The sequence below is a fragment of the Actinomadura formosensis NBRC 14204 genome (assembly GCF_001552155.1).
In the GTDB taxonomy this organism is placed as follows: Bacteria; Actinomycetota; Actinomycetes; order Streptosporangiales; family Streptosporangiaceae; genus Spirillospora; species Spirillospora formosensis.
Genome location: NZ_BCQQ01000015.1, coordinates 17,172 through 38,268, shown reverse-complemented (window position 1 = coordinate 38,268; position 21,097 = coordinate 17,172). Strand labels below are relative to the sequence as shown.

Below are 21,097 nucleotides of genomic sequence, written 5' to 3'. Positions count from 1 at the left end.
TCACCCGCGCACGCCCGGCACAAGGTTCATGCAGGCGATCAGGCTGCGCGCCTGCACGTTCACATAGTGGCCGTGCTGGAGCATGGGCGTGAATTGGTGCAGGGCGATCCAGCGGAAGTCCCCGGGCACGTCCTCGGGGAAGTCGCCGGGCACCTCGACCACCCGGTAGCGGGCGTCGCCGTGGTAGAAGCGCCCGCCCTCCTCGGACAGGACGGCGTCGTACAGCACGCGTGCGGGATCGGCGTCGAGCACGTCCGCGAGGAACTGCGGCGGGTCATCGGCCCGGTTGGCCGGCACGCACTGCACGGTGGGACCGAGTTCGATCACGTCCCGGAAACCGATCTCGGCCCGCGCGCGCGCCAGCACGTGCGGGACGCCGCGGAGACGTTTCAGCAGGAAGGCGACGATCCCGCCGGCGCGCGGCGCGAAGATCGGCTGCGTCCACCCGGTCACCTCCCGGTTCCCGGCCTCGACCGCGACCGCGATGACCGTGAAGAACCGGCCGTCCGGGCGCCCGATCCGGCCGGGGCCGACCGTCCAGTCCGCGAGGGCGGCCAGCGGGACCCGCGACCGGCGCAGGGTCGCCCGCGCGCGCAGGTCGCAGAGCCAGCTCCGGATCTCCAGGCCGGAGTGCCGGGCCGGGCCCGCCCCGGCGAACGGCAGGCAGGACAGGACGGTCCGCGCGTCCATGTTGACGAACCGCCCGAGCCGCAGCAGCTCGCCGATGCGGCCGAGCGTGAGCCAGCGGAAGTCGGGATGGTCCGGGACGTCCCCGACGGCCTCGACGACCATGTTCCTGTTCCGCTTGCCGAGGAACCACGAGCCGTGCTCGGACTGCAGGACGTCCACGAGGACCCGGCCGCGCCCCGGCCCGGTGAAGTGCTCCAGGTAGCGCACGTCCGCGCCCCGGTGGACGCGGGTGTAGTTGCTGCGCGTCGCCTGGACGGTCGGGGACAGCTGCAGCAGGTTGGAGTTGCCCGGCTCCATCTTCGCCTGTATGAGGCAGTGCAGGACACCGCCGAACTCCTTGACCAGGATGCCGAGGATGCCGACCTCGGGCTGGTCGATGATCGGCTGGCTCCAGGACCGGCCGTCCTCGTCGTCCGCGCGCACGCCCTCGACGGTGAAGAACCGGCCGGTCTCGTGCCGGAGGGCGCCCGTGTCCCCGTCGAACGACCAGCCCTTGAGCCCGTTGAACGGGATCGGCTCGACGCGGAACGGATGGGCGCGCCGGCGCTCCTCCCACCAGCCGAGGAGCGCGTCCGTGGACCGGCCGCCGGCCTCCAGGGAACGCGCGACCCGGGCCTCGTCGCGCTCCGCCGGTTCTCTCGTCACGCGTCCAAGGGTCGCCGCCCCGCTTCGAGGCGGCCTCGACGGAGGCTTGAGAACCCGCGCCGGAGCCGCGTGCCCGCGGGAGCGCGGGCGTCAACTGCGGTCGCCTTGTTTTTGGGTAATGCGATAGCGGTTTTTACTTGAAATGCAAATTTCAAGGATGATTTTCGGCAACTTGGGCCAACGTTATTTGGATTCGTTTCGCCGCATGCAAGTATCGGCGGTGACGAATTGGAAATGCTGACCGAATGAAATGATCGGCAGGGGGGCGGATGTACGAGACCAGGCGGCAAGAGCGCACTGTCGGCAGGGCTCTGTCGGTGGCCGGGTACGAGCGCTATGTGGGCGGCAGCCCCGAGGCCGAGCGGGTGCACTTCGAGAAGCTCGCCCGCGACATCATGCGCGTCCAAGTGAAGATCAGGAAGCGCGGCGGCGCGGCGGGGATCGAGCGGGCCTTCCACGCGAAGGCGATCCTCGGCATCGAGAACGCCCGCCTGACGTTCCGTCCGGATCTTCCCGACGACCTGCGCGCCGGCTTCGCGCAGCCCGGTGCCGACTACCCGGTCATCGTCCGGCTGTCCAACGCCGCCGGCGCGCGGCAACCGGACTTCACGCCCGACCTGCGCGGGGCGGCGCTGCGGATCCAGGTGGGTCCCGACGAGGCCCATGACCTCCTCATGACGAACTATCCGGTCTCCCATGCGCGGAACGCGCGCGAGTTCGTCTCGTTCGCCCAGGCGATGGCGGGCGCGGACACGAACCTGCGCAAGGCGGTGGGGCTGTTCGTGAAGCTGCCCGCGGCCGTGGGCTGGTCCACCGCCACCCGCATGCGGCGGAACGTGACCGCGGGTACCAGGCACAAGGTGCGGAGCCTCGCACTGGAGACGTACTGGAGCCGCGGCGCGATCCTGTGGGGCGAGGCCGGGCCGGTGCGTTTCCGGCTCCGCCCCGCCGCGGGGGCGCCGGCGGCGCCTCCCCCATCGCAGACCGATCCCGACTACCTCACGCATGAGATCTCCGCGCGGCTGGCCGGCTCCGACATCGTCTTCGAACTGGCCGTGCAGCGCTACGTGGATCCCGCCCGGACGCCCATCGAGGACGGCGCGGCCGACTGGGCGGACGAGGACGCACCGGCCGTCCCGGTGGCGACGCTGACGATCCCGCGGCAGGACCTCGACACCGCGGAAGCGCGCACCATCGCGGCCGGGGTCGACGGGATCGCGTTCGACCCCTGGAACACCACGGACGAGTTCCGGCCCCTCGGCAACATGAACCGCGCCCGCAAGGCGGCGTACGAGGCGTCCAGCGCCCATCGCCGGGGGTTCCGGTTCATCACCCCGACCCCGAAACGCAACGTCGCCGCCTCGGGGCTCCTGCGGGCCGGGTTCCGCGCGCTCAACAGGCGCGTTCCCTGGCACAGGCTGCCGACCGCGGTCGGCCTCCTCAACGTCGAAGCCCTCCGGCAGGAGCTGCGCGAGCGCAACCTCATCGATACCGAGGTCCGCGAGGCCCCACCGGCCGCCCGGCCCGTGCCCCCGCCCATCGATGAGGAACTGCGGGTCAGGCGCAGCTATGACGGCACCTACAACGATCTGTCCGCGCCGGCGATGGGCTCCCTCGGCTCGGCGTTCGGCCGCAACCTCGCCCCCGTCCATCAGCCCCGGCTCTTCAACGAGCCCAACCCGGTGATCGTGAGCAGGGAACTGCTTCACCGCAGGACCTTCATCCCGGCACGGTCGCTGAACATCATCGCCGCCGCATGGATCCAGTTCCAGGTGCACGACTGGGTCGCGCACAAGCGGTACTCCCCCGGGACGAAGGACGTCGAGGTGCCCTTGCCGCCCGGCATGACGTGGCGCAACACCCCGGGCGGGGAGGCCGAGAGGGTGATGCGCTTCGCCGGCGACGAGGGCGTTCACCCCGACGAGGCGGGCGGCCCGCCGGTCCTGTTCTCCAACACCGCCTCCCACTGGTGGGACGGCTCAGAGGTCTACGGCGGCGACGAGACCATGGCGCGGTCCCTGCGGGAGCCGGACGGGGGCGCCGCGCTGCGCCTGGAGAGCGGCCACCTGCCGGTCGACGCGACCGGCATCCCGGTCACCGGTTTCAGGGAGAACTGGTGGTTCGGCCTCAGCGTCATGCACACCCTCTTCGCCCGTGAGCACAACGCCGTGTGCGACGCCCTGCGGAGCGAGTACCCCCGCATGGACGAGGACAGCGTCTACCACACGGCGAGGCTCATCGTCTCCGCCCTCATCGCCAAGATCCACACCGTCGAGTGGACCCCGGCGATCCTCGCGACCGACCTGATCAAGATCGGGCTGACGGCCAACTGGTCGGGGCCACCGCGGAACTGGCTGACGCGGCTGGGGCTGTGGCTGGTCGATGAGCACGCGCTCACCGGCATTCCCGGGACGCTGCCGGACCACCACACCGCGCCCTACTCGCTCACCGAGGACTTCGTCACCGTCTACCGGATGCACCCGCTGGTCCCGGACGACTTCGAGATGGCCGATCACGCGTCCGGCCGGACGCTCCGCACCCTGGGCTTCAACGACGTGCAGGGCAGCGCGACCGAGGGGGTCGTCCGCGACCTCGGCCTGACGAACTCGCTCTACTCGCTCGGCACCGCCAACCCGGGTGCGATCACCCTGTACAACTATCCGCGCGCGCTCCAGGCGTTCGAACGGGACGGCGAGGTGATCGACCTGTCCGTCGTCGACCTCGTGCGGACCCGCCGCCGCGGCGTCCCGCGCTACAACGACTTCCGCGCCGGCCTGCACAAGCCCCGGATACGGCGTTTCGAGGAGCTGAGCGCCGACCCGGAGACGGTGGCGCGGCTCAAGGACCTCTACCGGACGGTCGACGACATCGACACCATGGTCGGGCTCTTCGCGGAGAATCCGCCCGAGGGCTTCGGCTTCAGCGATACGGCCTTCCGCATCTTCATCCTCATGGCCAGCCGGCGGCTGCAGAGCGACCGCTTCCTCACCGTCGACTTCCGGCCCGAGATCTACACGCCGCTCGGCCTGGACTGGATCGAACGCAACGGCATGACGAGCGTCATCCTGCGCCACTGCCCCGAACTGGCCGCCGTTCTGCCGAGGACCACCAGTGCGTTCGCGCCATGGCGCCCCGCCGCGGCGGACGGGCACGCACCCGACATCCGACGCGGCTGAGGAGGGCGGCATGTCCCTGGATCACATGGTCGGCCACGAGGGCCTGGAGGCCCTGCTCTCCCAGTCGGTGCTGGAGACCATCTGGAGGCGCCGGACCCACCGGGTCAGCCGCGGCGCGTCGGTCCCCGCCGGTTCGATGAGCTACCGCTCCCCGCACCGGCCGATGCCGCTGGAGGAACTGGAAGAGGCGGTGCTCATCGCGCTCACCGGCTGCTCCGGCCTGACCATGCCGGACCGCCTGTTCGAGGACCCGCGCGACGGGGCGCCGATCATGGCCAAGCCGAACCTCGCCATGGCCGGGCGGACGGCGGGCAGCCCCGACAACGCGCAGGGCACCCACTTCTTCATGATCAACGACACCGGCACCTACTACCTGCGGAAACTGCCGCCCGCCCCGGACCGGCCGTTCGACGCCGCCACACTGATCGACCGGGCGCGCCAGGCCAGGGTGAGGGTTCTGGACCATCGGCTCGACGTCGCGGAGGGCAAACGCGACTTCCCGGCCTACCTGGACTCCAACCGCTTCCTGTCCAACATTCCGGGAACCACGGTCTTCCTGCCGGTCGTCGACCTCTCCCACCAGTACATCAACGCGCTGATGTATCTGCTCACCCAGCCGGACGGGGCCAGGCCCGTCATCCTCGACGACCGCAATTTCTACCGTCCGGCGGGCGTACGGAAATGGGTGCGGAACGGTTTCCTGAACGCCGACATCAAACTTCCTCTCGGTGCGCTGGGGCCGATGCGCACCCAGATCGAGGCCGACCTGCTCCTGCAGAACATGATGCTGGTCGCCGACGCCATGGGCCTGGGCGCCTGGATCCACGCCACGATCAACCCGCTCATCGCGCTGGGCGACCCGAAGTTCTCCCGCGCCTACGGCCGGATGCTGGGATTCGACTTCGTCACGCCGCGTTTCCGTCCCGCCGACATCCTGCGCTGGCAGATACCGCTGCCGAAGTACGCCTCGGCGCGTTCCCATCCGGTGGGGCTGCGCGCCGGCGGAGAGCACCTCATCAAAGCCGCCTGCCCGCCCAACTACCCGTCCATGCAGAAGGCGGTCGACGCAGTTGTCGCGGGAAAGTTCGGGCCGAACGGCATCTACACCGACAGGGACCTCTTCGCCCGCATCTACAAGGGCGACTACGGGCAGCGGTACCTGACCGAGGCGAGTGCGTACGACCAGCGGGTGATCGACTGCGCACGGGACATCTGCACGTACATCCACGACACGCACGGGCGGTTCCCGGCCCATGCCGACGCCATTCACGTGCCCGGCATATGGCTGCAGACGCACCATATCGAGCCGGAGTACTACGAGCGCTTCTTCGTGAACGGCACGACCGACGCGCACGCCCGGCATTCGGCACGGTGGCATGGCGCGGGTGACGGCGGCCGCCGCTCGTCCCGGGAGGAACGATGAGGGTTTATGAGGCCATCGTCGAAGGTCTGGAGGACATCGGCGTCGAGGCCGCCTTCGGCGGTGCCGGGGAGAACGCCGCCGGGCTGATGCTGGCGCTGAAGCACTCGGGGCGGATCAGGCCGATCATCACGCGGCACGAGCAGGCCGCCTCCTTCATGGCGTGCGGCTACGCGATGTACACCGGCAAGCTGGGCTTCTGCTTCGCCACGGCCGGACCCGGGGCCTTCAACCTGTTCTCCGGCCTGGCCGTGGCGATGTCCGACTCCTACCCGGTCCTCGCCGTCTCGGGATACTCCTCCCGGAAATGGCAGGGATGGGGGGCGCTCAACGAGACCTCCGGCCTGAACCGGACGCCCGACTCCCAGGCCATGTTCGCGGCCACGACCAAGAAGTCGTTCCTGCTCACCGACGCCGCCGACACGTGCGAGGTGTTCGAGGAGGCGGTCAACATCGCGTTCACCGGACGGCCCGGTCCGGTGCACATCCACGTGCCCGAGGATCTGACCGAACGCGGGGTCGAGGTCGAGAAGGCAAGGCCCGTACGGCTCGACGTCGCGCCCGTCCTGCCCGATCCGGACCGCGTGGAGGAGATCGCCTCCGTCCTGGCGGACGCCATCGCGAACCGCAGGCGCATCGTGGCGCTCGTGGGCTTCGGCGCCGTGCTCAGCGGGGCGGGAACGGAGATCAGGCGGCTCATCGAGCGGTTCCAGATTCCGCTGCTGACCACGCTCGACGGCAAGGGCATCGTGTCGGAGGGGCATCCGCTCTCGGTGGGCGTCTTCGCCGACAGCGGCCACGCGAGCGCCTGGAAGGCCTTCCGGGAAGCCGACGTCGTGCTGTGCATCGGGAACTCCCTCAACCAGCACGCCACGTTCAATTACCGCGAGGGCCTGTTCGACGGAAAACTGCTCATCCACGTGAACATCAGCGATACCGAATTCCGCAAGGCGTTCAAGCCCGACCATGAGCTGCTGTCCGACGCCCGGCCGGCGGTGGCGGCCCTGGTCGGCGCCCTGGAGCAGAAGGTGGGCGAGGTACCGGCCGCCGAGGTCCACGGCAGGGACTGGGAGGCCCGGCACATCGTCCACCTGCCCGGGAAGATCCACCCCGGAGAGCTCGCGCAGGCGATCGGCCGGATGCTGCCCGAGCGCGCGATCCTGCTCGCCGACGCCGGCGCGCACCTGGCCTGGCTGGGCTACTACGTGGAACTCCAGGACGGGCAGAACTTCCGCAAGGCCGGGTCGTTCGGGCCGATGGCCGGGCACGTCAACGGCGCCATCGGGCTGAAGGTCGCCCACCCCGACCGCACGGTCGTCGTCGGCTGCGGCGACGGCTGCTACTCGCTGTCCGGCTTCGAGCTGATGACCGCGGTCGAACACGACATCCCGGTGATCTGGATCATCTTCGACGACCGGGAATTCAAGCTGATCAAGATCTTCCAGGTCGCGACCTATGGCGAATCCGGGCTGGTCGAGTTCGAGAACCCGGACTTCGCCGCGTACGCCCGGGCATGCGGCGCGGACGGCCACCGCGTGGAGACGCTCGAGGAATTCGAGGACGCGTTCCGGCAGGCGCTGGCCTCCGGCCGCCCCACGGTCATCGACGCCGTCATCACCCGATGGGCCATACCGCACTACAGCCCCTCTCCCGAGGGCGTGATCGACGGCCTGGTCGAAACCTTCGAGCAGCGCTTCCGTGACCGATGACGTCATTCACGGGGGAAGGCATGCGTCATCTCATCATGTGCTGCGACGGCACATGGAACACGCCGGAAATGGAGTCCGTCACCAACGTGCGGCGGCTGTACAACGCCCTCGACCGCACGGACCAGGACGGCCGCCCGCAGTCGTCCTGCTATCAGCCGGGTGTGGGCACCCTGCGGAACAGGCTGCTGGGAGGCGCGTTCGGGCTGGGACTGTCGGACAATGTGATGGACGCCTACCGCTGGCTGGCCGGCGCATACCGGCCGGGCGACCGCATCTGGCTGTTCGGCTTCAGCCGCGGCGCCTACACCGCGCGCAGCCTCGCCGGAATGATCTCGGCCTGCGGGCTGATCGACACCGCCGCGATGGACGAGGCGGCGGTCCGCGGGAAGATCGAGCACATCTACGATCAGGGCTACCGGAAGCGCGGTGCCGGCCGGGAGTGGCGGCAGGGCTTGGACTTCCGGTACGACCCGGACGACCGGGAGCAGATCCCGGTGCACTTCGTCGGTGTGTGGGACACCGTCGGCTCGCTCGGCGTCCCCGACTACATGGGCTGGCTCAACCTGCTGGACCCGTCCCGCGGCCACGACTTCCACGACCTGAGACTCAACCCCTACATCAAGCACGCGCGGCACGCGGTGGCCATGGACGAACGCCGCAGCCCCTTCACCCCCACCCTGTGGACCGGGCCGTTCCCCGAGGGACAGGACGTCAAGCAGGTGTGGTTCCCCGGCAGCCACCAGGACGTGGGCGGCGGCCACCTCCGCACGGGCCTGAGCGATGGGGCGCTGCGGTGGATGGTCGACGAGGTGCGCGGGGTGGAACCCCCGCTCGGCTTCCGCAGGACGACGCTGGACCAGATCCGGCCCGACCCTCTCGACGTCCTGCACGACGACGACCGCGGCGTGATCGGGGTGGCCGAGCCCCTGGCCGACCTCGAAATGAGGCCGTTGCTCGAGATCGCCTTTCAGCCGCGACCGCGTGCGGTGCCCAGGATCGACCCGAGCACACGCGCGCCGGACGTCCACCAGTCGGTGTACGACCGGCAGCGGACCCCGCCCATCACCGCGGGACCGTACCGGCCCACCAAGGTCCTCACGCCGGGGCAGGCGGAGACGGTCGAGGTGTTCGCCGGCGAGCCGTGGAACGAGACGGGGCTCTACCTGGAGGCCGGCGAGTACGACTTCACCGCCGAGGGCGAGTGGCTGGACGGCCGCATCGTGTCGGGCCCCGCGGGCACCGGCGGGCTGCGCCGATTCAACCCGCTGACCGAGCGGCTCCGCCTCGTGCGGACACTGTTCGGCGAGGCCGAGCGGCTCTTCTGGGCGGCGACCGGGAACCGGGCGGCCCGCTCGCTCGCCGCATGCCGCGAGGTGAACCTGCCGTGGATGTCGCTCGTGGGCGTCGTCGCCAACGACGCGATCCCCGTCAAGGGCGAGGTCACCGACCACGAGCGCATCGCCATCGGCGCGGGAACCCGCGGGCCGGTACGCAAGAGCGGCTATCTCTACACGTTCGCCAACGACGCCTGGGGCTCCAGCGGAAACAACCGGGGCAGTGTGCGTCTCACCGTGACCATGCTCTCCGCGAGCCGTGGCGAACGCCCCAGCACGCCCCTTGTCGGCCTCGCCTCGGAGCGTGCGCCGTCCGCCCATGAGCCGGTCAGGTGACGTCGCCGTCGAAGCCCGCGGTCACCTCGCCAGCGTGGCGGACCGCTCCAGCAGCCGCGTCACCTCGGCGTCGGGGACGGGTGAGTCGTCCAGGTAGTAGTCGCCGATCGCGCCGAAGAAGGTCGGGGTCAGGGGGCGCTCCACCTCGTCCGCGACCTCCTGGAGGGCGTCGACGGCCTCGGGCGCCCCGACCGGGACCCCCAGCACGAGCCGGCGCGGCCCGCGTGCGCGCGCGGCCTCGCACGCCGTGCGCGCCGTCCGGCCGGTCGCCACGCCCTCGACGACGACGATCGCGGTCCGGCCGGCGAGCGGTCCGGCCGGGGTCCGGCCGAGGAGTTCCAGCGGCGCCTCCAGCGCCGCCGCCACCTCGTAGGCCACGGGCACGGCGCCGGGCCGGGCCGCGATCACCACGGCGTCCTGGGAGCGGTACCGGCGCAGCCGCCGCCCGAGCCACCGTCCCGCCTCGCTTCTGTCGGAGTACATGCCCGCCCTCTTCCAGATGGGTCGCTCCGGTCCTCCCGGCTCTTCCAGTCTGGGGCCGGTCTCCTCCGCTTCCCACGGGCGACGGGCCCCGACCGGTGAGGACTTAGGTCCTCACCGGACGATCCGGTAGGTCAGGTGCATGACCAGATCGGTACGGGAGACCTCGGCCGGTTCCAGGCGGAGATCCCCGGTGCCCTCGAACAGCCGCTCGCCCGCCCCGAGGACGACCGGAGCGACGTGCAGCCGCAACTCGTCGATCAGGCCCGCCGCGAGGTACTGGTTCACGGTCCGCACGCCGCCGGCGATCGCGACGTCCTCGTCCCCCGCGGCCTTCCGCGCCTGCGCCAGGGCCCGCTCGATGCCGCCGGTGACGAACGTGAACGTCGTCCCGCCCTTCATCGTCACCGTCTCGCGGGGGTGATGGGTCAGCACGAACACCGGCGCGTGATAGGGCGGCTCCTCCCCCCACCAGCCGTTCCAGTCCAGATCCCAGGCGCCGCGACCGGGGCCGAACATGTTGCGTCCCATGATGTACGCGCCGGCCGAGGTGATCTTCTCGATGACCTCGGCGTTGGCCTCGGGCTGCTCGAACACCCATCGGTGCAGCCGGTCGCCGCCCTCCCCGAGCGGCGCTTCCAGCCGCTGGCCGGGCCCGGCCCCGTATCCGTCCACGGAGATCGAGATGTCACAGGTGACCTTGCTCATGCCGGTGCCTCCTTCCGGGCGCCCCTCCGGCGCCTCTCACCAGGAGATCGGAGCCGCCCCCGCGTCCTCGACATTCCGGCGGCGGGACGCGGGCCCGGTCGCCGCCCGGCGCCGCTGAGACCGCGGGACCGGGCAGGCTTGAACCGGCGGGCGCCGGACGGACGTGCTGTGGGTGTCGCGTTCGCGGCGGAGACCGAGCCTGGAGGACGAGCTGACCACCGAAAGCCGCGCGGAGCGGGTCACAGATGAGAATGCGCCGGGCGGCGGGCGGCGCCGGCGGGTCGCGGCGCGGGCGGTGAGCGCCGCGGCGTTCCTGTTCGTGCTGGGCGCGCTGATCACACCGGACGAGTTCGCGCTGTTGACGCCGGGGGCGTTCGTGCGCATCCCGATCGAGGGCGTGCTGGGCGTCGCCCTGATCCTCGTGCTGCCGGCGAGGGGGCGGCGGTACGCGGCGGGGACGGCGGGGGCCGTCCTGGGCGTCCTGCTCGTGTTGAAGGTGCTGGACATCGGGTTCGACGCCGTGCTGGTCCGGCCGTTCGACCTGGTGCTCGACTGGCCGCTGCTGCGCCCGGCCGTGGAGTTCGTGGACGAGTCGGCGGGACGGGCCGCGGCGATCATCGCCGTGGTCCTCACGATCGTGCTGGCCGCCGGTGTCGTCGCGCTGACGGCGCTGTCGGCGCTGCGGCTGAGCCGGGTGGCCGCCGGGCACCGGGGGGCGGCGGCCCGCGCCGCGGGGGTGCTCGGGACGATCTGGGTCGTGTGCGCGGTACTCGGCGCGCAGCTCGTCCACGGCGTGCCGGTCGCGTCGCGGAGCGCGGCGGGGCTCGCCTACGACCACGCGCGGCAGGTGCGGGCGAGCCTGAACGACCGGGAGGAGTTCGCCAAGGCCGCCGCCGTCGACAAGTTCCGCGACACGCCCGGCGACAAGCTGCTGGCCGGGCTGCGCGGCAAGGACGTCGTCCTCGCGTTCGTGGAGAGCTACGGACGGTCGGCGGTGGAGAGCCCCCAGTACGCGCCGCAGGTCGGCGCCGTCCTGGACCGGGGGTCGGAGCGGCTGCGCGAGGCCGGGTTCTCCGCGCGCAGCGGCTGGCTCACCTCGTCCACGGCGGGCGGCGGCAGCTGGCTCGCGCACGCCACCCTGCTGTCCGGATTGCGGGTCGACAACCAGCAGCGGTACCGGACGCTCGTGAACAGCGACCGGCTGACGCTGAACCGGGCGTTCCGCGGGGCGGACGCGCGGACGGTGGCGCTGATGCCGGCGATCACGCGGGCGTGGCCGGAGGCGAGGTTCTACGGCTACGACAAGGTGTACGACAACCGGAACCTCGGGTATCGCGGGCCCCGGTTCAGCTTCGCGACGATGCCGGACCAGTACACGCTGTCGACGCTCCAGCGCACCGAGCTGGCGAAGAAGGACCGTCCCCCGGTGATGGCGGAGACGGCGCTGGTGTCGAGCCACGCGCCGTGGGCGTCCATCCCCAGGCCGGTCCCGTGGGACGAGGTGGGGGACGGCTCGGTCTTCGACGGGATGGGCAAGGGCTACGACGCGCCCTGGCCTGCGGGCGGGCAGATCCGCACGGAGTACCGCAAGTCGATCGAGTACACGCTGAGCACGCTCGTCTCGTACGTGGAGAGGTACGGCGATGACCGGACGGTGCTGGTCTTCCTCGGCGACCACCAGCCGGCACCGCTCATCACCGGGCCGGGGGCGAGCCGGGACGTGCCGATAACGATCATCGCCAAGGACAGGGCCGTTCTCGACAAAATTTCCGCCTGGGGGTGGCAGGACGGCCTGCGTCCCGGCAAGAACACTCCGGTGTGGCCGATGAGCGCCTTCCGGGACCGTTTCTTCACGGCTTTCGGAGGCTGACCGCGTTTCCGGAGGTGGACCATGATCGGTACCGAACCGTCGACCGCGACTCCCGGCGAGGCGCCGGGCGACCGGTTCGGGAGGCTGCGCCGGCACCGGCGGGCACTGGTCGTGGTCATCGTGGTGGCGCTGCTCGGCGAGATGGCGTTCGCGATGGTCTCCACGGCCGTGCGGCAGTCCCCCACCACCGACGAACCCGTCTACGTCGTCACGGGCGTGGTCTACCTGCGCGAACACGACCTGCGCCACAACCCGGAGCATCCACCGTTCAGCAAGCTGCTCATCGGGGCGGGGGCGGCGCTGACCCGCCCGCACCTGGACGCCGGGTTCACCGGGTCCGACCAGAGGGCGGGGCAGCGTTTCCTGTACGGGTCGCACAACGACGCGCAGCGGATCATGCTGGCCGCGCGGCTGCCCGTCATCGTCCTGACGCTGCTGTTCGGGCTGGTGGTGTTCGCGTTCGCCCGCGACCTCGCCGGGAACCGCGGCGGGCTGGCCGCCCTCACCCTCTACGCGTTCTCCCCGGACGTCATCGCGCACGGGTCGCTGGCCACGCTGGACGTGCCGACGGCCGGATTCCTGCTGACCTCGGTGTGGCTGCTGTGGCGGGCGCGGGAGCGGCCCCGGCGCCACCTGCCGCTCGCCGGCCTGGCGCTCGGCGCCGCCCTGGCGAGCAAGATGAGCGCGCTGCCCGCCGTGCCGGTACTGGCGGCCCTGGCGGCGCTGTCGGTCTGGGCGGCGCGGTCGTTCCGCCGGGACCGGCGCACCGTCGCGGCCGGGGTGCTGGCGGCGGCCGGTGTCGCCGTCACGGCCGGCGCGGTCGTGTGGGCGGCCTACCTGGCGGTGGACCCGCGGCTGCGCTGGACGGCCCCCGCCGGCGTCCCGGCGGCGAAGGGGCTGCACGGGCTCGCCGCCGACCTGATGCCGTTCCCGCGGCCCTTCCGGGACGGGATGCTCATCCAGTTCCGCTTCGAGCACATGCGGTGGGGCGGCTTCCTGTTCGGGGAGTCCTACCGCGGCCACCTCTGGTACTACCTGCCGGCCGCGCTGCTGGTGAAGACGCCGCTCGGGATGCTGGCCCTGTGGGCGGCGGGCATCGTCGCGATGGTGGCGCTGCCCCGGCCGCGGGCCGCCGCGCCGTACGTCCTCCTCCCCGCGGCCGTGCTGTTCGCGGCGGCGATGACCGGCTCCCGCGACCTCGGCGTCCGGTACGCCATCTTCGTCCCGATGTTCCTGGCGGTGGCGGCCGGCGGGGTGCTGCTCGTCCGGTGGCGGTGGGCGAAGATCGCCACGGGCGCGCTGCTGCTGTTCGTCGCGGTCAGCTCGGTCCGGACCTACCCGTACTACCTGCCGTACTCCAACGAGGCGTTCGGCGGCCCGTCCAGGACGCATCTGCGGCTGCACGACTCCAACGTGGACTGGGGCCAGGACCTGGCGCGGCTCGCCGACCGGCTCCGCGACCGCTACCCCGGCGAGAAGGTGTGGCTCGTCGTCAAGGGCGGCGGCGTCCCGTCCTACTACGGCATCCACGCGTCCGACCCGCGCGAGGTGCCCCCGGACCGGGTGCGCGGGCTGCTCGTGGTCTCCGACAGCTGGATCGCCAGAAACGATCGGCGGCTGGTGCCGCTGATCGCCTCCAGCGAGCGGATCGGCGAGGTCGGCCACTCCATCACGATCTTCCGCCGGCCCGCCCGGCGTCCGTAGCTCCCCGCCGCCGGCCCCCGCCGCCGCCCGTCCGGTCCGGCGGGTTTCAGCGGGGGCCGGCGGCGGCGCCGTAGCCGTGGGCGACGAGCCGCTCGGCCATCCGCGCGTACGCGGCCGGATTCTCCGGGGCGCTGGTGCCGAGGCCGTCCACGTACCGGTTGTACATGCAGAACGCGGCGGCGATGAGGACGGCGTCGTGGATCTCCACGTCCGTGGCGCCGGTGTCGCGCGCGGCGGCGATGTGCTCGCCGCCGACCTCGTGGCCGCCGCGCTGCACGGCGGCGGCGATGCGCAGAAGGGACCTGAGCTTGGCGGACACCGGCGCGGCGGCGGGATCGGCGTGCACCTGCCGGACGAGCGTCATGCCGCCGGGCAGTTGCGCGGCGGCGCACGCGCCGTGGGAGGAGGCGCAGAAGCGGCAGCCGTTCAGCTCGGACACATAGGCGGCGATCAGCTCCCGCTCACCGCGTTCCAGCGGGCTCGGGCCGCGCAGCAGGGCCTCCGCGAGCGCGCTCAGCGGGCCCGCCGTCTCCGGCCGGAACCGGAGCAGTGACGGCAATCCGGGAACATCGTCGTCCAGTTCGATATGCGCCAAGGATTTCCTCCGGAAGAACGGTGTCGGTCAATGCGCACCCGATCCTCTAACGAATATCCTCACGCGGGTAGTTTTCTCGCCACTCCACAAAAGGTCATGGTCTCCAGCGGCTCGCCCCACGGATTGGGGTCGGGACGCCACTGCGAACACGACACGACTCCCGGCTTGAGCAATTCCAGTCCGTCGAACAGCGCCTCGATCTGCGCGGTGGTCCGGGCCTTGAGCGGATGCGGGGTGCCGCTTTCATTCCACGTGCTGACGGCGGTGCGCGTCACGTCCACGTCCAGGCAGGCGTGCGACAACGCCACGAAACTGCCCGGGGCGAGCGCGCCGACGAGCCGGTCCAGAATGCTGCGCACCTCGTCGTCGTCGGTGACGAGATGCAGCAGGGCGAGCATCATCAGCGCGACGGGCTCGCCGAAGTCGAGTGTCCTGGCGGCCTCGTCGAGAATGCGCTCGGGATCGCGGGCATCGGCGTCGATGTAGCTGGTCACGCCCTCCGGGGAACTGGTGAGCAGCGCACGCGCGTGGACGAGCACCAGCGGATCGTTGTCGACATAGACGACGCGCGACTCCGGCGCGACGCGCTGCGCGATCTCGTGCGTGTTGTCGGCGGTCGGCAGCCCGGTGCCGATGTCGAGGAACTGCCGGACGCCCTCCCCGCCCGCCAGGTGGCGCACGCACCGGCCGAGGAACAGCCGGTCGGTGCGCGCGGCGGCGACGATGCCGGGCACCTCCCGCGCGACCTTCTCGCCCGCGATCCGGTCCGCCTCGTAGTGGTCCTTGCCGCCGAGCCAGTAGTTCCAGACCCGCGCCGACACCGGCCGGTCCGCGCGGATGCCGTCCTCCACGTTCCCACCGCCGACGGTGCTCATGCGCTCTCCCCCCATGGAGATCAGGACGCGTCCGCCCTGGAGGATCTTGAACGCTACACGGCGGATCTCGGGCGCGGCGGGTGAGGTCCGTCACGTGCCGCCGCGGGCGCCGCCGGTCAGGCGGTCGGGCTCGCCGTGGTCCGGGCCCGTTCGACGGCCTCGGTGATCGTCCGGTCGGCGACCTCACGGTTCTGCCAGCCGCGCACGTCGGCGGACTTGCCCGGTTCGAGGCTCTTGTAGATGTCGAAGAAGTGCGAGATCTCGTCGAGGACGTGCGCCTGCACGTCGGGCAGGTCGTTGATCCCCGCGTAGCGGACGTCCCGCGACGGGACGGTGAGGATCTTCGCGTCCGGGCCCTTCTCGTCGAGCATCCAGAACACGCCGACGCTGCGGACGGTGATCTGGCAGCCGGGGAACGTGGGCTCCTCCAGCAGCACCATCACGTCCAGCGGGTCGCCGTCCTCCGCGCAGGTGTCCGGGATGTAGCCGTAGTCGTGCGGGTAGCGGGTCGAGGTGAACAGCATCCGGTCGAGCCGGATGCGGCCGAGCCGGTGGTCCATCTCGTACTTGTTGCGCGATCCTCCGGGGATCTCGACGACCATTTCGATCTCCATGAGTACCTCCCCGCCGAAGCCCTACCCACCAGGGGGAGCACGTGACCGCGGAGCCGGTGCCGGCCCGGACGGGCGGCTCGCCGCACGCTCGTGGAACGGGGTGAGGGACGCGCCCGGGGCCGGGCGCGTCCCTCACGGAACGGACTCACCGGGTGGCGTAGCCGCCGATCCCGGCCGGCGTCATGCTCTTCCCGGGCTGCGTCTGCCGCCTGGCCAGCTCGTTGCCGTTGACGGTCAGCGTGCTGTGCGCGAACAGTTCGGTGACCGCGGCCGTGGCGTCGATCATCTGGTCGAAGCCCGTGAGGTCCACGTTGTCGTAGCGGTCGCACGCCTGGTGGTAGCACGGGTCGTACGCCGTCCCGGCGGTGCCGCCGTACACCTTCGCCTGCTCGGGGGTCTTGATGCCCTCGGCGCCGGTGAACACGCCGCCGGCGGGGATCCCCACACTGATGAAGGCGTCGTAGTCCGACCGCCCGTTGAAGGGCGTCGGGTCGGTGGCCAGCTTCCGGTTCGCGAAGTAGTCGTTGAACGCCTTCTCGATCGCGCCGGATCCGGCGGGCGCCGCGACGTTGTTCTGTCCCGCGCTGTTGTCGCCGTCATAGACGAACCGGACGTAGTTCGGGGAGGCGAGCATGTCGAAGTCGAGCATCAGCGCGACCTTGTCGCGCTCGGCCTGCGGGAGGTTGTCCACGTAGTACTGCGAGCCGAGCAGTCCCTCCTCCTCGGCGCCCCAGAACGCGAACCGCACCTTGTTGCGGACCTTGGAGCCGAGCTTGTGGATCTGCTTCGCCATCTCCAGCAGCGTCGCGGTGCCCGAGCCGTCGTCGTTGATGCCGGGGCCCGCGGCGACACTGTCGTTGTGGGCGCCGACGACCACGACGTTGTCGGCCCGGCCGCGTCCGGTGTCGGCGATGACGTTGGCCGCCTCGCGCTTCTGGTTGAGCGTGTCGGTCTTCACCCGCAGCGTCACGCCGCCGTTCTGCGCCTGCTCGACCAGGGCCTTGCCGATCGCGTTCGTCGGCCCGATCACCGGGATGTCGTACGGCTTGGTCAGCGTGCCCGAGACCGGGCCGGTCTGGCCGGGGAGCTGGTAGATGACCACGGCGGACGCGCCGGCGGCGATGGCGTTGCCGGCCTTGAGGGAGAAGAAGCAGCCGCCGCGCTGGATCAGCGCGATGTGGCCCTTCGGGAAGCCGGCGAAGTCGCCGGCCTCGCATCCGCTGCCGGTCCCGGTGGCGCCCGGGTCGACGGGCGTCGCGGCCGCGGTGACGTCGCCGGAGCCGGAGTACTGGAGCGTCGCGAAGTCGGTGTCCGGCGCGAACGTCTTCTGCTCGGGCGCCGTCTCGGCGAAGACCGGCGCGGACTTCTCCTGCCAGAAGTCGAACGAGAAGGTCTGGATCGTGGGGCTGTAGCCGGCCCGCTTGAGCTGGTCCGCGAGGTACTTGATGGTGATCTTGTTGCCGGGGAGCCCGGCGGCCCGGTTGCCGCCGTTGGCGTCCGCGATCTTCTGCAGGTTCAGCTGGTGGTGGCGGACGTTCTTCAGCGTGACCAGGCCGGCCAGCTTGGCGTGCGCCGGTGCGGCGGCCTGGGCGGGGACCGCGGCCAGGGGGGCGGCGGCGAGTGACAGCCCGGTCAGGGTTGCTAGCGCGGCTCTGCGCATGACTCGGTCTCCGTTTGTGGGGGACGAAGTAACCGGAAGCCTGACACGCGTCAATTCCCGCAACAAGACACGACTTAGCATCAAAACGGCCAATATTGGCCTCCTATCGCACCCCCATCCCCAAGATCGTCAACTTTTCCGCGATTACCGTCCGTCCCGGATACCTGCACCACAGGTGGCGATCATGACGGGCCGGCGGTAAACGCCGGCTCCCCGTCCAGCACCGCAATGGCCGCCCGCGCGCCTGTGGTGACCTGCGGAAACGACGGAGAGGCAAAGGCGGGCCCGCGGCGCCCGCGGGAGCCCCCCGGGGCGGGCGCCATCCGTACCCGAGCGTAGTTCTAGCAGGTGAGACCCCTGGCTTCGGACAAATCGGCGTGAGTATGCTTCGTGACCCTTGAAGGTGGCCGGCGACGATCAGGAGTGGGGCCTTGTCCAGTCCCGAACAGGTGCATAGATCCCACGGGCGTCCGCGTACACGTCCGATCGGGCGGCGGATCGTGCTGCTGCTGACGATTCCACTGGCGTCGCTCGTGGTCCTGTGGGCGTTCTCGGCCGTCCCGGCGGTGAACGACGCGCTCCGGCGGATGCAGTACGCCGACAACCACGACCGGGTCAGCCAACCGGCCAATCGCGCCATGCAGGCGGTGCAGGAGGAACGCGCGGCGGGGATCGCCGCGCTGATATCGCCGTCCTCCGCCAGCGTGCAGAAGTTCGAGGAGGCGGTCGGCAGGACCAGCCGCGAGGTGGCCGCCTTCCGCAAGTCGGCGCTCTCCCCCGAGGCCACGAAGCACATGGACGAGGACGCGGTGCAGCGCACCCGGAACGTCGCCAACCAGTTCGACCTGCTGGCCAGCATGCGGTCGCAGGTCACCACGCAGAACGTCACGGTGCTGGAGGCCATCAACGCCTACAGCGACGCGTTCGACGAGACGGTCCGGCTGCTCAGCACGCTGGTGGACATCGACGACCTCGACGTCTACCAGCAGACCAACGGCCTGCTGTACATGTACTGGGCGCGCGACTTCATGCTGCGCGAGGACCTGCTGCTGGCCGGCCTGCGCCGCGGCCGGCTGACGCCCGGCGCCCGCGCCGCGTTCGCCGAGTGGGCGGGCGCCCGCACCGAGCTGCTCGACCTCGGCCGGATCGGGCTCAGCGGCAACATCGCGCAGACCATGGGCGGCCTGGTGAACTCCCCCATCTACGGCGAGTTCGTCGAACTGGAGAACGCCACCATCCGGCGCGGCCGGGCACCCGCCCCGCAGCGGTGGCAGGCCGCCACCAAGGCGGCCGGGCAGCTGTGGCTCGACACCACCTACAAGGCCGGCGAGCAACTCCAGCGCGAGCAGGTCGAGCCCGCCGGCCACCGGATCATGATGCGGGTCTACCTGGCGGGCGGCGTCGGGCTGCTGGCCGTCATCCTCTCCATCGCGCTGTCCCTGCTGTTCGCCCGCCGGCACGCCGACGAGCTGCGGAACCTCCAGCGGTCGGCGCAGGAGCTGGCGAACGAGCGGCTGCCCCGCGTCGTCACGCGGCTGCGGCGCGGCGAGCGGGTGGACCTGGATGCCGAGACGCCCCGTCCCGAGGCCGGCAGGACCCGCGAGGTCGCCCTGGTCAGCGAGGCGTTCGAGACCGTCCAGCGGCAGGCGATCAGCACCGCGATCGACGAGGCGGACCTGCGCGCGAGCATCAACCGCGTCTTCGTCAACCTGTCGTGGCGCAGCCAGTCGCTGCTGCACCGGCAGCTGCGGCTGCTGGACCAGATGGAGCGGCGCGCCTCCAGCCCCGAGGAGCTGGACGACCTGTTCCGCCTCGACCACCTGACCACCCGCATGCGGCGGCACGCCGAGGGCCTGGTCATCCTGTCCGGCTCGCCGACCGTCCGCGCCTGGGACCACCCGGTCGCCGCCGAGGACGTGGTGCGCGCCGCGATCGCCGAGGTCGAGGACTACACCCGGATCGAGGTGGCCGGCGTGTCGTCGACCGCGGTCACCGGGGAGGTGGTCGCCGACGTCATCCACCTGCTCGCCGAGCTGATCGAGAACGCCACCGCCTACTCCCCGCCGACCACCGAGGTCACCGTCAAGGTCGAAACCGTCGCCAACGGGCTCGCGGTGGAGGTCGTGGACCGCGGCATCGGCCTGCATCCCGACGAACTGGAGTCGCTGAACCAGCGCCTCGACAACGCCGTCGAGTTCGACCTCGTCGACACCGAGCGGCTCGGCCTGTTCGTCGTCGCGCGGCTCGCGGCCCGGCACGACATCAAGGTCTCGCTCCAGCCGTCGGCGTACGGGGGCACGACCGCGGTCGTCCTCATCCCGCATGCCCTGGTGGTCGTGGACGACCAGTGGCAGGCGCACACCGAAGGGGCGCCGCAGGCGGTCACGTCGGGGGCGCCCGGCGCGGGCGCGGCCCGGCTCGGCCGCCCGATCCGTCCCGCGCTGCCCGGCCCCGCCAAGCACGCGCGGCCGGCTCCCCCGCCGGACACTCCGGCACCGCCCGTATCCTTCAATCCGCCGGTCGCCTTCGACCAGCCCGAACCCACCAATGGCCAGACCCGGCCGCAAAAGGAGGATCCGGAACCGGCGATGGAGGACAGCGAGGCCACCGGCCGGCTTCCGCGCCGGGTCCGGCAGCGTAACCTCGCTCCCGAGCTGCGTAAGCACTCGGTGACCAGGCATGCTGAGCCGGACACCGACGACGAAGACGACTTCGAGGAGCCTAGTCCAGAACTCAGCCGGAACCTGATGGCCTCGCTACAGTCGGGATGGTTGCGCGGCAGGGTCGAAGACGACGAACCGGGTGATCTCGATCCACGTGATGAATGGGGAGACGCATGACGCGGCAGGGGCATGCCACCGGCGAGCTCGACTGGCTGCTCGATGATCTGGTGCAGCGGGTAGGCGAGGTCCGCCAAGCCGTTCTGTTGTCCAGGGACGGGCTGGTCATGGGCGCCTCGGGTGACGTCACCCGCAGGGACGCCGAGTTCCTCGCTGCGCTGTCGTCGGGCTTCCACAGCCTGGCCAACGGCGCCCGCGAGCACTTCTCCGCCAGGCAGGTGCGGCAGACCGTGGTGGAACTGGACGACAAGCTGTTCTTCGTCATGCCGGCCGGCAACGGAAGCTGCCTGGCGGTGCTCAGCGACGCCGGCGGCAACGCCGGGCTCGTCGCCTACGAGACCACCATGCTGATCAAGCGGGTGCGGCGGGCGCTGTCGACCTCGCCGCGCGCCGCCGAGTCCGAGGACGCGTCCCTGCGGCCGGGTGCCCCGGGCTGAGGCG

15 protein-coding genes are annotated in these 21,097 nt (G+C 71.1%); 8 read left to right on the top strand and 7 right to left on the bottom strand.

Annotated elements, in window-relative coordinates; translation table 11 throughout:
* Window positions 1–1,335 carry an NDP-hexose 2,3-dehydratase family protein gene (locus tag AF1_RS06020; protein ID WP_067793996.1) on the bottom strand — a complete coding sequence of 445 codons (1,335 nt, stop codon included), beginning with the start codon at window positions 1,333–1,335 and terminating at the stop codon, window positions 1–3.
* Window positions 1,336–1,604: 269 nt separating this feature from the next.
* Here AF1_RS06020 and AF1_RS06015 point away from each other — a divergent pair, with 269 nt between their 5' ends.
* From AF1_RS06015 to AF1_RS06000, 4 genes are read left to right on the top strand one after another with little or no spacing between them, the layout of a single operon-like run.
* Window positions 1,605–4,511: a peroxidase family protein gene (locus tag AF1_RS06015; protein ID WP_131732571.1), complete on the top strand. Its 2,907-nt coding sequence runs from the start codon at window positions 1,605–1,607 to the stop codon at window positions 4,509–4,511.
* A gap of 10 nt (window positions 4,512–4,521) precedes the next feature.
* The gene (locus AF1_RS06010) at window positions 4,522–5,934 is read left to right on the top strand and encodes a hypothetical protein (protein ID WP_067794028.1); all 1,413 of its coding nucleotides are present in this window, start codon (window positions 4,522–4,524) and stop codon (window positions 5,932–5,934) included.
* Window positions 5,931–7,640, top strand: a complete 1,710-nt coding sequence (locus AF1_RS06005; RefSeq protein WP_067793995.1) for a thiamine pyrophosphate-binding protein — start codon at window positions 5,931–5,933, stop codon at window positions 7,638–7,640. Before AF1_RS06010 ends, AF1_RS06005 begins: the two co-directional genes overlap by 4 nt.
* 20 nt (window positions 7,641–7,660) lie before the next feature.
* Entirely contained in the window at window positions 7,661–9,310 is a 1,650-nt protein-coding gene (locus AF1_RS06000; RefSeq protein WP_084262492.1) for a DUF2235 domain-containing protein, read from the top strand.
* Between the two features lie 21 nt (window positions 9,311–9,331).
* On the opposite strand, the gene AF1_RS05995 is transcribed toward AF1_RS06000, so the two are convergent.
* Window positions 9,332–9,793 carry a hypothetical protein gene (locus AF1_RS05995; RefSeq protein WP_067793994.1) on the bottom strand — a complete coding sequence of 154 codons (462 nt, stop codon included), beginning with the start codon at window positions 9,791–9,793 and terminating at the stop codon, window positions 9,332–9,334.
* Between the two features lie 111 nt (window positions 9,794–9,904).
* Window positions 9,905–10,498 carry a dihydrofolate reductase family protein gene (locus tag AF1_RS05990; protein ID WP_067793993.1) on the bottom strand — a complete coding sequence of 198 codons (594 nt, stop codon included), beginning with the start codon at window positions 10,496–10,498 and terminating at the stop codon, window positions 9,905–9,907.
* 172 nt (window positions 10,499–10,670) lie between these two features.
* On the opposite strand from AF1_RS05990, the gene AF1_RS05985 reads away from it, so the two are divergent.
* Together AF1_RS05985 and AF1_RS05980 are read left to right on the top strand one after the other, a co-directional pair.
* The gene (locus tag AF1_RS05985; RefSeq protein ID WP_084262498.1) at window positions 10,671–12,368 is read left to right on the top strand and encodes an alkaline phosphatase family protein; all 1,698 of its coding nucleotides are present in this window, start codon (window positions 10,671–10,673) and stop codon (window positions 12,366–12,368) included.
* Window positions 12,369–12,389: 21 nt separating this feature from the next.
* Entirely contained in the window at window positions 12,390–14,072 is a 1,683-nt protein-coding gene (locus AF1_RS05980) for an ArnT family glycosyltransferase (RefSeq protein ID WP_084262491.1), read from the top strand.
* Between the two features lie 46 nt (window positions 14,073–14,118).
* Here the strand turns inward: AF1_RS05980 and AF1_RS05975 are convergent, their stop codons facing one another.
* The 4 genes from AF1_RS05975 to AF1_RS05960 all read right to left on the bottom strand — a co-directional run bounded on the left by AF1_RS05975 (window position 14,119) and on the right by AF1_RS05960 (window position 17,816).
* Entirely contained in the window at window positions 14,119–14,667 is a 549-nt protein-coding gene (locus AF1_RS05975) for a carboxymuconolactone decarboxylase family protein (protein ID WP_067793992.1), read from the bottom strand.
* 59 nt (window positions 14,668–14,726) lie between these two features.
* Complete coding sequence (locus AF1_RS05970; protein ID WP_067793991.1) at window positions 14,727–15,542, bottom strand: SAM-dependent methyltransferase; 816 nt, start codon at window positions 15,540–15,542, stop codon at window positions 14,727–14,729.
* 116 nt (window positions 15,543–15,658) lie between these two features.
* Window positions 15,659–16,156 (bottom strand): inorganic diphosphatase, encoded by a 498-nt coding sequence (locus tag AF1_RS05965; RefSeq protein ID WP_067793990.1) that lies wholly within the window; start codon window positions 16,154–16,156, stop codon window positions 15,659–15,661.
* Window positions 16,157–16,301: 145 nt separating this feature from the next.
* A complete protein-coding gene (locus AF1_RS05960) occupies window positions 16,302–17,816 on the bottom strand; it encodes a M20/M25/M40 family metallo-hydrolase (protein ID WP_084262490.1) in 1,515 nt (504 codons plus the stop codon).
* Window positions 17,817–18,316: 500 nt separating this feature from the next.
* Between AF1_RS05960 and AF1_RS05955 the strand changes: the two genes are divergently transcribed.
* Together AF1_RS05955 and AF1_RS05950 are read left to right on the top strand one after the other, a co-directional pair.
* A complete protein-coding gene (locus tag AF1_RS05955; RefSeq protein WP_067793989.1) occupies window positions 18,317–20,656 on the top strand; it encodes a sensor histidine kinase in 2,340 nt (779 codons plus the stop codon).
* Entirely contained in the window at window positions 20,653–21,093 is a 441-nt protein-coding gene (locus AF1_RS05950) for a roadblock/LC7 domain-containing protein (RefSeq protein ID WP_067793988.1), read from the top strand. The genes AF1_RS05955 and AF1_RS05950 overlap by 4 nt, the downstream gene beginning before the upstream one ends.
* Window positions 21,094–21,097: the final 4 nt, after the last annotated feature.